Source organism: Larkinella sp. C7 (assembly GCF_006149005.1).
Classification (GTDB): domain Bacteria; phylum Bacteroidota; class Bacteroidia; order Cytophagales; family Spirosomataceae; genus Larkinella.
The window spans coordinates 19139-30229 of record NZ_VBSL01000016.1; the positions used below are offsets into that span (position 1 = coordinate 19139).

Here is an 11091-nt window from a genome sequence, read left to right on the forward strand (position 1 = left end):
TCTCTTCTTTAAAGCATTCAGATTACTACTTATGTAAATCATTAACTTTTACATTTCATGTTCCTTATAATTATTTGTATATTTTTCTTATTCTTGCTACTTTTAAAATCTAAAAAATTAGCGTTTAAAGTTCTACCACATACAGATCAGGCCCATCCAGATATTCAGCTACTTACTGTTACATTTCGAATAATTTTATTTGTTGTAATTATTTACTTATTTAAGAGTTGTGGCGAAAGATTCCTAGATTTAGCATCTGAAGGACCTCCTAATCAACCATTTAACAGGGATATATGGCAAAATGACAGTACAGGTATCGTTAGACATACAATGCTCAATGACTTAAGAAAAGATCATACTTTTTTAATTGGTAAGACTCAAAAAGAAGTGCTTGAAATATTAGGTAGACCTGACACTTCATCTTATTATTTAAATTCAGATTCTACATTATTTTGGAACAGTGTCCACCCAACAAGATTAATGGGAAGTAGTGAACCATTTGTTATTTTTTTCAAAAATAACAAATCATATAAAATTCAGTTAGATTATATATTATATACAGATTAGTTCATTCACCTTAAAAGTTTTAAAATAAAAAAGCAGGCTTTTGCAGATCACTGTTTCAGTTTAAAAAAAATATTAAATCTTAGAAATCTCACCCCATAAGCAACGACTCCCCGCCGTCGATCCAGATGGGTGTGCCAGTGATGTGGCTGGCCCGGTCCGAAGCCAGAAACGCGACCACTTCAGCCACCTGCTCACTGGTGCCGGGTACACCGTCGGTCAGCGGAATGACGCCTTCCGGAAACTCAACCGGTTCCCGGGCCGATTCCAGTTTGCGTTTTTCAGTGCTGTCATTGATGGCAGTATCGATGGCACCGGGGCAAACGACGTTCACCCGAATGCGGTGTTTGGCGAGTTCCAGCGCAGCCATTTTTGCAAAGGCCAGTTGGCCGGCTTTGGTGGTTGAATAGGCCGTTGCACCGGTATTGCTAAAAATCCGTGTACCGTTCACTGAAGCCGTGATGATGACAGAACCGCCTTTTTCCTTCAACATGGGAATGGCGTATTTGACGGTCAGAAACGTACCGCGCAGGTTGATATTCATGGTTTTGTCCCATTCGTCCGGTTCCAGATTTTCAATAGGAGCCCACACGCCGTTGACACCCGCATTGGCAAAAACGATGTGCAACCCGCCAAACTGGCTTTTGATGGCTTCGAATGCCTTTTGCATGTCCTCCGGTTTCGAAATATCGGCCAGCAAAGCGATGGCTTCTCCGCCCGCCTGCTGAATTTCCTGCACCGTTTCCTCCAACTCGCTCTCCGTACGGCCCAGCGCGACCAGTTTTGCGCCGTTTCGGGCCAGAAGCAGGGCGGTAGCTTTTCCAATTCCCGAACCGGCACCCGTTACCAGTGCTACTTTTCCGGTAAATTCCTTATCTTGACTCGTCATGTTGTCAATCGATTACGTTTCTCCTGACTTATCTACCTGTACTTCGTCCTTTTTGTTAGAAAATTCAGCAAATTCTTTCCAACTTCTCCAGTAAATGCACCGTTCAGGATTCATTCAAAACCCAGGTTGTTCACCTCAAAACCGCTTTCCCCGTTCATGAACAACCTGAGTCTTTACGCCATTGCCGCCGTCTACATCGTGTCGGGTATCCTGCACTTTATCCGCCCCGAACCCTACCTTCGCATCATGCCCCCTTACATTCCCTACCACCCGTTGATGGTGATTCTCAGCGGTATTGCCGAACTGGTACTGGGCATTGGTCTGCTGTTTCCGGTCACCCGGTCACTGGCTGCATGGGGATTGATTTTATTGCTGATCGCCATTTTTCCGGCTAATCTGTACATGGCGACGGCCGACAAATTTTCGTCCATACCGGCCTGGATTCGCTGGGGGCGGCTTCCGCTGCAGGGCGTCCTGATCTGGTGGGCCTGGCGTTATACCTGAACCGGCGGTGCCGAATGGCGTCGTTCCCAGCGCACCCCTTCTTCCACCGCACCAACCAACTGAAAACCGTTTTTCTGCAACACCCGCTGCGATGAAATGTGTTGGGTGGGCGTATCGGCCACGACCGTCTTCACGTCCGGATGTTGGAAAATCCAATCGAGGAAACAGGCAACGGCTTCGGTGGTAAACTGCTGGCCTTCAAACTTTTGGTCCATAAAATAGCCAATCATCGTTTGCCCCGTAGCGTCCGGTGTTCCGGCCACGCCAATCCCACCGATGGTCAGGTTCAATTCACGATGGACGATCAGCCAGTGGGTATACCAAAACCAGTGGTCAGGATGAGCGATAACGTTCGGGATAATATACTGCGGCAGTGCTACATCGAATTCTGCCATGAAATCGTGATCCCCACTGAGACTAAGGTTCGAAATTTCTAATCCACGGGCCGTTTCCAGGGTAGTCCGGCTAATGGCCAGCTGTTCTAGACTCGTCAGGGGCAATGGAATTAATTGCAAGCGTGTTGAGAAAAGAGAAGTCATTGTAGTAACTGGTAAATGATTGAAAATAAAGACAATAGAATATCACACCAGCCGAATGGTGATGCGTTATCCGGACGAATCAATCAATAAACCAGTCCAGGCAGGAAGCCGGAAAGAAGTGAAATATTCAGAGGCAGTTGTTTTAAACCGTCGTAAAGATAGAACCAAATTTATTCTTTTTCCAGCGGTTGTCGGTATAAACGGTTAGCCGTGAGAACACTACGGGCCAAACTTCCCGAAATTATACGAACGGTCAATATCACCCAATTTACGGTAGGAATAGACAGTAGTAAAAAAGTTACTTTTACCCCTTTCTGTTTGAGTCAACGAACAAACTAGTCTATGAAACTCCCAAAATCTCTCCTGCTGGCAGTTGGCGGAATGGTATGGCTTACGGCCTGCAAAACTGAAAAAGACGAAACCGCCCGCACGGTATTTTTTGACAAATCGGGCATGGATACCACCGTCGTTCCCGGCAATGACTTCTTCTCGTATGCCAATGGAAATTGGGTAAAAAACACCAAAATCCCGGATGATCAGACCGGCTGGGGCTCCTTTTACGAACTTCACGAGGAGAATCAGAAAAAAACAAAGTCCATTCTGGATGAAGCAGCCGCCAGCGGAGCCGCCAATGGCAGTGTCGAGCAGAAAGTGGGGGATTTTTACGCCAGCGGTATGGATACGGTTGCCATCGAAAAACGGGGTTACGACCCTCTGAAAGCCGAGTTGGCGAAAATTGCGGGTCTGAAAGACTACAAGGAAGCCTTGATTTACATGGCCTCCGACGAAATTAACCGGGGGGGCGTTTTGTTCGGCATGAGCGTTGGACCCGACGACCGTCAGAGCACGATCAACCGGCTGAGTTTCGGCCAGAGCGGGTTGAGTTTGCCGGAAAAAGAATATTATTTCAAAACCGACGAAGAAACGAAAAAAATCCGGGCGGCTTTTATCGCTTATGTCACCAAACTTTTTGTACTGACCGGCACGGACTCAACGACGGCCCGGAAAAAAGCCGACGGCATTCTGGCGTTTGAGACCACGCTGGCGAAGGCCCACAAAGCCGCAGCCGACCTCCGCGACCCGATCAAAAATTACCACAAACTGTCGGTAGACGAACTGAATCAACGCACGCCCAACATCGACTGGCAATCGTTTCTGACCGCGATGACGGTAAAAACCGATACCGTTCTGGTGGGGCAACCGGAATATTACCAGGCCCTGAGTGCGGCCCTGCCCGCAACGCCCATCGACGTCATCAAAGACAAAGCGGCTTTTGGGTACATCGACTTCAATGCGTCTTTGTTGAGCAGCCCGTTTGTACAGGCTAAATTTGACTTCTACAACAAAACACTCTACGGACAACCCGTCCAGTCGGAACGGTGGAAGCGGATTTCTCAGAATGTCGATGCCTATCTGGGGGAATTATTGGGACAGTTGTGGGTCAAAAAATATTTTACGCCCGAAGCCAAGGAACGGATGCTGACGCTGGTCACCGACCTTCAGAAAGCCTACCGGAACCGGATTGAAAAGCTGGACTGGATGTCGCCGGAAACCAAAAAAATTGCGCTGGTCAAACTGGACGGCATCATGAATAAAATCGGCTACCCCGATAAGTGGAAAGATTATTCGGATGTTTCTGTCAAACGCGATGCTTACTTTGAAAATGTGCAATCGGCCCGCATTCATGCCTCGAAAGAAAGTTTTGCCAAAATCGACAAGCCCGTCGACCGCACCGAATGGATGATGACCCCGCCGGAAGTGAATGCCTACGCCAATCCGTCATTCAACGAAATCGTGTTCCCGGCCGGTATTCTGCAGTTTCCGTTTTTTGACAAAGACGCCGACGATGCCATCAACTACGGAGCCATCGGTATGGTGATCGGTCACGAACTCACGCACCTCTTCGACGATCAGGGCCGTCAGTATGATGTTCAGGGGAACTTACGCGACTGGTGGCAAAAGTCGGATGCTGATAAGTTTACGGCCAAAGCCAATCAGGTGGTCGATCAGTATAACAACTACACGGTGCTGGACAACCTGAAACTCAACGGACGTTTGACGTTGGGCGAAAATCTCGCCGATCTCGGCGGATTAGCCATTGCCTTCGATGCGTTTAAACTGACCGATCAGAGCAAAAGTGATGAAAAAATCGACGGTTTCACGCCCCAGCAACGGTTTTTCCTGGGATTTGCGCAGGTCTGGCGCATCAAAATCCGGGACGAAACCCAGCGGGCTTACGTTCAGGTCGATCCACACTCACCGGCAAAATACCGGGTCAACGGTCCCCTCAGCAACTTTGCACCTTTCTACCAGGCTTTTAATGTCAAACCGGGCGAACGAATGTATAAGCCGGAAGTGGATCAAACCCGGGTTTGGTAAGTTCATCGGCCAAAGTGCAGATTAGCCCCCAGTTTGATTTGCGGGCCGCGGTTGTGGCCCGCAAATACCGGGGCTTTATCGTAATAATTGTTCTCGATCATGAGTTCGAAGCTCAATTTCTCCATCGCTTTCACGCCCAGACCCAGACCAATGTTCAGGCTGCTGAAACCCCGGTTATCATTGGGTCCGACGTCACTGGAACGAAATTTTCCGATGTTAAAACCGCCTTCACCAAAGACATAGAAGTTGTTGCGAACCGGGTAATACCGCACAAAGGCACCCCCGGAATTGGCGCGGTAGCTGGTGGAAGCCCGGCCTTCAAACGCACCCCGCAGGCCGACGGACAGTCCCTGCTGAATAAAAAAACTGGCGCGGGGATTAAAAGCCGTATACAACCCCTGCCCTTTTCCCGTGGCAAAACCCAGGGCGGCACCCAGCATGAAGGCCCCCTTTTGAAACCACGGCAATCCCGGCCGTCTGAAATAGGAAGGTTTTACGTCCGAAAATACTTCCCGGGAACGATACGTCGTATCTGGTAATGGCGCGGTGGGAACATCCCGTCGGAGGGTGTCTGTTTCCTGCGCTTGTACAACAACAGTTGTGAGCAGACAAAAAACGATCAGATGGGCCAGTCGGTAAGAGTACGGTTTCATGGAATTACGCTGAGTTGTCTACGTAAAACCAGTTTGCGGGAATAAAGTTTATTTAAATGCAATTAGCACCGGTTTTGAACAGAACATCCTCACAAAACGCGGGGATAGTCTGGCCCAACCCGGTGCTGATTCATGTATCAAAAACTAGATCTTCCCCAATACGTCGATCAATCGGCCGATCTGCTCCACATCGGTCGCCGGGAAATTGGCAATCCGGATCTGGGTGTCTTTCAACTGTCCGTACCCGCTGCCCACGACCATCCCGGATTCTTTGACTTTACTGATGATCTCCGACGACGGTTTTTGCGTATTGGCCACCACCACCGTTCGCGAACGGTGCCGGTCGTTTTTCACGAAAGGTGAAAATTGCGGGTGGCTCTCCACAAATTTGTACAGCATTTTAGCCTTTTCCTCCGTCTCTCTCCGCAGGTTTTCGACGCCGACCCGGTTGAAATCCTGCGCAATTTTACCAAGCAGGTAGATGAACAGAACGTTGGGCGTAGCCGGTGTTTCAAACGTTTTGTAGTTTTTCCAGAGCGTGGGCAAATTGTTATGAGCACCAATGTGCTGATCACCGTGTTTCAGGGTTTCGGCTTTTTCGAGGCATTTCTCATTGGCAATCCACACCCCCAAACCGGCGGGCAGGCCAAACGCTTTCTGAACGGAGAAAAAAGCCGTGTCTACGAGTGAAAAATCCAGATCCGGAAACGGTGCCGACGACACCATATCGACCGCAATCAGCTTTTTAGCGTGACTGCGCTTCAGCTTATGAATGTCGACCGGCCGCATCTGCACGCCCGAGCTGGTTTCGTTGTGCGTCACCGCGATCAGTTCGGCATATTCCGGCACCTCGATCTCGCTGTAATCGAACCCTTCGCCGAACGGTTTTTCCTGCTTGTGGGCGTATTTCTGCAAAGCCGTTGCGTAATCGCAGAATTTCTTCGAAAACGACCCGTTCACCAGGTGAAAACTTTCGTGCTCGACGCAGTTGAGCAGAATGCGTTCCCATACTTCAGAAGCCGAGCCGGTGAAGAAAATTCCGTGCGATTCCGGAATCGTCAGTAGCTCGCGCAACTGTTCGTCACAAAACTGATAGATACTCCGGAACTTGGCGCTCCGGTGCGAAATCGACCCGATCTGCTCGTCCATCGCCGTTTGAAGGTGTTGGTAAACAGTGGGGTACAGTTCCGCTGGCCCGGCGGTGAAGTAGGTTTGTTTCATAATTGATCAATAAAAATACTGCCTTGTCCAAATCAAGCTATCCGGAAATGTAAATCCGAAATGTCCAAACTGTTCTTCTGTTGAGAGCACAACCCCATTCGACGGATCGTCTTTTTCATAAATAACCGGCAATTGTTTTTCCAGTAATGAATGAAGTTGCCATTCCGTCAACGAATGAAAAGCACGGCATTTCTCCGTAAATGATTTTCCATTAATCAGATACCGCACCTCGACGCGGTAGACCCGTTTTCGATACCGGGTTTGACCGGTTTCAAAACGCGAGATTGTTCCAGCGGCAAAAGCGGGTTCTTTCCGTATTTGCCTCCGTTCGTAAATCGTGTACAGTTTCGGTATGGTAGCCAGAAGAAGCAGGAGAGGCATAAACGCAATCAGAAATGCTTTCGAAGGTGGCCATTCCATTTGCGTTTCCTTTACCTCCTCTCCCATTCTTTTTTATCAATATAACAACCTGAATTTGATTGTATTATCGATATTCCGCAATTCGTTGACCACTTCGTCCGAATAATCCTTGGCGATGTCGGTAATCACATACCCAACCTGTTCGGTTGTTTTCAGGTATTGACCCTGAATGTTGATGTGGTAGTTGGCAAAAATAGCGTTGATTTTCGCCAGAATGCCCGGCACGTTGGCGTGAATATGCAACAAGCGGTGTGAGTCTTTCAACAGTGGCAATTGTACTTCCGGGAAATTAACGCTGCCGTACGTACTGCCGTTGTTGATGTATTCCAGGAGTTTTCCGGGCACAAAATTACCGATATTTTCCTGCGCTTCTTCCGTACTGCCGCCAATGTGCGGGCTCAGAATGACATTCGGCAAACCGCGTAACTCGTTGATAAACTCCTCGTTGTTGGTTTTCGGTTCATACGGAAACACGTCGATTCCCGCACCTGCCACGTGGCCACTCTTCACCGCATCGACCAGGGCCGCAATGTCGACAATGTGTCCGCGCGACAGATTGAGGAAAATAACGCCTTCTTTCATCAGCGCAAACTCCCTGGCGCCAATCAGATTTTTGTTGCTGGCGCGACCGTCGGTGTGCAGGCTGAGGAAGTCGGAAATGGCGAGCAATTCGTCCAGGGTTTTGCATTTGCGGGCGTTCCCCAGCGCCAGTTTATCGACAATATCGTAGAAATACACTTCCATGCCCAGTGCTTCGGCCACCACCGACAACTGGGTGCCGATGTTGCCGTAGCCCACCAAACCCAGCTTTTTACCCCGGACTTCGAAGCTATTTTTGGCCGATTTATCCCAAACGCCTTCGTGCATTTTATTGCTTTTCGGGACAATGTTCCGCACCAGCATGATGATTTCGCCAATGGCCAGTTCAACCACCGAGCGGGTGTTGCTGTAGGGCGCGTTGAAAACCGCTATGCCTTTTTCGGTACAGGTTTTGAGGTCGATCTGGTTGGTACCGATGCAGAACGCACCGACGCACATCAACTTGTTGGCGTGTTCGAGCACGCGGCTGGTCACCTGCGTTTTGGAGCGGATGCCGAGAATGGAAACGTCCCGGATTTTCTCAATCAGTTCGTCTTCGTCCAGCGCCCCTTTCAGAATTTCCACATTGAATCCTTCGCCCTCAAACAGTTTCACCGCTACGGGGTGTACGTTTTCGAGCAACAGAACTTTAATGCGGCTTTTGGGATACGACTGGCTGCGGCTCAGCTTGTTGTGGTATAAAAACTCGTCGAGTGACGGCGCCACATGGTCGGCTTTTTCGATGACCTTCGGTCGCATGACATTCTCGGTAAAGGCATAAAACCGGTTGGCCAAACCAGACTCCCGGATTTCGTAGTCGGTATAGCCGTCGCCGATGACATAAATGTCGCCTTCGAGTTTCAGATCCCGAATCAGCTTTACTTTTCCCTTGTCGGACGAGAGCGGATTTTCACAATCGCAGCTCACAATGTTGCCGGTGGCATCGTAGACGAACGTATTGGCAAATACATTCTCTTCCTTGATGCCCAGCGACGTCACGATCGGGACGATAAATTCTTTAAAACCGCTCGACACGATGTAAATCTGATCGGCATGTTCCGCCAGAAATTCCCGGTTCCGTTGAAACGAATCCGAGATTTCGGTTTTCAGCGTTTCAATCAGCGCGGGCAGATGATCCCGGTGCGCCTGCAACAGTTCGAGCCGCAATTCGATGGATTTCGACAGCGAAATTTCGCCCGACATGCCCCGGTCGGTGATAATTTTAATTTTTTCGAGAATCGCTTCCCGGTCGCGGTGACCCGCCAGGGAGATTTCTCCCAGTACATCCAGGGCTTCGACTTTGGTAAAGGTGCTGTCGAAGTCAATGACGAAATACGTCTGTTCGAGTGTTTTGGTTAACATAATTGAGGACTGCTTTCAATACTTTTAATTATAAATGTAAAATGGCGAATGTAAAATGTAAAAGTGCTTCATGCGCGCAGCCGTTACTTTTACATTCATTATTTAACATTTTACATTTATAATTAGTAAATCAGTTTAATCACCAGTTGGTGCGTTGGTACAATAATCTATTCCTTCAAAAACCGCAAGGCCCGCTCTTCCGACCAGTACACGGTTTTATTGGAGCCCGCGGGTGTAAAACCGCAATGCCCGCCCTGGGCCGGAAATTCCATCCAGACGTTGGGCAGTTGGCGACCCAGTTCTTCCGGGAAACATTCGCGCGACAAAAAAGGGTCATTTTTGGCACTAACAATCAAGGTCGGAATCGCAATTTTGTCTAGGTATGGCAAGGCGCTACTCTGCTGGTAATAATCTTCCGCATCGCGAAAACCGTGTAAGCGGGCCGTAAACAGATTGTCAAACTCCCGCAAAGTACGGACTTTTTGCAATCCCTCCGTGTGAATAACGCCCGGCATCAGGGCGGCTTTTTCAAAAACTTTGCGCTTCAGGGTCCGGTTAAACCGCTGGTTATAGACCTGGCTGTCCCAGGCTTCCAGCCGGCGCGACGCGGTGGTCAGGTGCAGCGGCACCGAAAAAACCACAGCTTTCTCAATCGCCGGATGAATCGCCGTTGCCTGCTCTCCCAAATATTTCAACGTCACATTACCACCCGCGCTGAACCCCATCAGGTTAATGTGTTTGTACCCTTTTTGCAAGGCATACTCAATCACCAACTGCAAATCACCGGTTTCGCCGAGGTGGTAAAACCGGGCCTGCCGGTTCATCTCCCCACTGCAACTGCGGTAGTGCCACGCCAGACAATCGAACCCGTTGGCCGTCAGATGCCGAACCATCCCGGCCAGATACTGTCGCCGGGAATCCCCTTCCAGGCCATGGGAAAGAATGACCAGCGGCTTTGCTCCCGTCTGGTTTTCAAAACCGGGCCGGTGTGCATAACTCCAGTCCAGATCCAGGAAATCATCATCCGGGGTCTCAATCCGTTCACGGGTATACGATGCGCTGACTTTTCGGAACAAAGCCGGGACAATGGTTTGCAAGTGTCCGTTCCACAAATGCGCGGGCGGGCGGTAATCCGAAGGGGTAATCAGCGGCATAGCAATTCTCAAAAGAAGCACAAAGGTAAACGGTTCCACGGCAATGGGAAAACCAAACGTTCGGAAACACAAAAGAGATTCTGCCGACCGGTTTTTTTTGTAGTATTTGTTTACCTGCTTGAACTATTTCGGCAGACCACTTAACGTATTTTATCCGCCGATTAAACCATTGCCGTATCTTTTTGCTCTAAGATTTGTTTTCTTTGTGATGAATCATTCACCAATAACTTTCTATTACCTATGAAAAAGGGATTATTAGTATGTCTGGCGTTGCTGATTACAGCAACTTCCACCCTTGTTTTTGCACAGGCAAAAAGTCCACACTTAAAAGTTGAAAGCCCCGGTAAAAGCGTAAAAGTCGTTTACGGCCAGCCATCCAAGCGGGGCCGGGTGATCTTTGGGGCCGACGGTTTGGAAAAGTATGGTAAAGTATGGCGCACGGGTGCGGATGAAGCCACCGAAATTACGTTTACCAAAGATGTTATGTTTGGCGACAAGATGGTGAAAGCCGGAACTTACACGCTTTTTACCATTCCTGACGAAAAAGAATGGACGGTTATTCTGAATAGCAAACTGGGCCAGTGGGGCGCGTATGACTATATCGACCCCGTAAAAGGCGTCGAATTGAAGAAAAAAGACGTTGCCCAAATCAAGGTTCCGGCCAAAACCAACGCAACGCCGGTTGAAAAACTGACCATCACCCCAACCGATTCGCAAGTATCGATTGCCTGGGACATGGCTTCCATCGCCATCCCCATCAAACCGGTTGGTGGTACCAACTGAAGGAAATCCGCCGGAGCGATTCGCCGTCGTACGCTGTAACGACC

General features: G+C 49.2%; 11 protein-coding genes. 4 read left to right on the forward strand and 7 right to left on the reverse strand.

Going from position 1 to position 11091, the window contains the following annotated elements; all coding sequences use genetic code 11:
• The first annotated feature begins 57 nt into the window (after positions 1-57).
• Positions 58-567 (forward strand): hypothetical protein, encoded by a 510-nt coding sequence (locus FH871_RS26620; protein WP_138994457.1) that lies wholly within the window; start codon positions 58-60, stop codon positions 565-567.
• 88 nt (positions 568-655) lie between these two features.
• On the opposite strand, the gene FH871_RS26625 is transcribed toward FH871_RS26620, so the two are convergent.
• Positions 656-1453 (reverse strand): SDR family NAD(P)-dependent oxidoreductase, encoded by a 798-nt coding sequence (locus FH871_RS26625; protein ID WP_138994458.1) that lies wholly within the window; start codon positions 1451-1453, stop codon positions 656-658.
• A gap of 156 nt (positions 1454-1609) precedes the next feature.
• Here FH871_RS26625 and FH871_RS26630 point away from each other — a divergent pair, with 156 nt between their 5' ends.
• Complete coding sequence (locus FH871_RS26630) at positions 1610-1957, forward strand: DoxX family protein (protein ID WP_138994459.1); 348 nt, start codon at positions 1610-1612, stop codon at positions 1955-1957.
• Here the strand turns inward: FH871_RS26630 and FH871_RS26635 are convergent.
• Positions 1948-2352, reverse strand: a complete 405-nt coding sequence (locus tag FH871_RS26635; RefSeq protein ID WP_171062963.1) for a GNAT family N-acetyltransferase — start codon at positions 2350-2352, stop codon at positions 1948-1950. The two genes, FH871_RS26630 and FH871_RS26635, sit on opposite strands and share 10 nt — an antisense overlap.
• Positions 2353-2838: 486 nt before the next feature.
• On the opposite strand from FH871_RS26635, the gene FH871_RS26640 reads away from it, so the two are divergent.
• Positions 2839-4875, forward strand: a complete 2037-nt coding sequence (locus FH871_RS26640; protein ID WP_138994461.1) for a M13 family metallopeptidase — start codon at positions 2839-2841, stop codon at positions 4873-4875.
• Between the two features lie 2 nt (positions 4876-4877).
• Here FH871_RS26640 and FH871_RS26645 read toward each other — a convergent pair whose 3' ends face one another.
• The 5 genes from FH871_RS26645 to FH871_RS26665 all read right to left on the reverse strand — a co-directional run bounded on the left by FH871_RS26645 (position 4878) and on the right by FH871_RS26665 (position 10264).
• A complete protein-coding gene (locus tag FH871_RS26645) occupies positions 4878-5528 on the reverse strand; it encodes a hypothetical protein (RefSeq protein ID WP_138994462.1) in 651 nt (216 codons plus the stop codon).
• Positions 5529-5672: 144 nt separating this feature from the next.
• Complete coding sequence (locus FH871_RS26650) at positions 5673-6749, reverse strand: aminotransferase class V-fold PLP-dependent enzyme (RefSeq protein ID WP_138994463.1); 1077 nt, start codon at positions 6747-6749, stop codon at positions 5673-5675.
• 6 nt (positions 6750-6755) lie between these two features.
• On the reverse strand, positions 6756-7169 hold the full coding sequence (locus tag FH871_RS26655) for a hypothetical protein (protein WP_138994464.1): 414 nt from the start codon (positions 7167-7169) through the stop codon (positions 6756-6758).
• A 36-nt stretch (positions 7170-7205) separates the two neighbouring features.
• A complete protein-coding gene (gene serA / locus FH871_RS26660) occupies positions 7206-9110 on the reverse strand; it encodes a phosphoglycerate dehydrogenase (protein ID WP_138994465.1) in 1905 nt (634 codons plus the stop codon).
• 167 nt (positions 9111-9277) lie between these two features.
• Positions 9278-10264, reverse strand: coding sequence for a YheT family hydrolase (locus FH871_RS26665; RefSeq protein ID WP_138994466.1), 987 nt, complete (start codon positions 10262-10264; stop codon positions 9278-9280).
• A gap of 240 nt (positions 10265-10504) precedes the next feature.
• On the opposite strand from FH871_RS26665, the gene FH871_RS26670 reads away from it, so the two are divergent.
• Positions 10505-11047 carry a DUF2911 domain-containing protein gene (locus FH871_RS26670; protein ID WP_138994467.1) on the forward strand — a complete coding sequence of 181 codons (543 nt, stop codon included), beginning with the start codon at positions 10505-10507 and terminating at the stop codon, positions 11045-11047.
• Positions 11048-11091 lie beyond the last annotated feature (44 nt).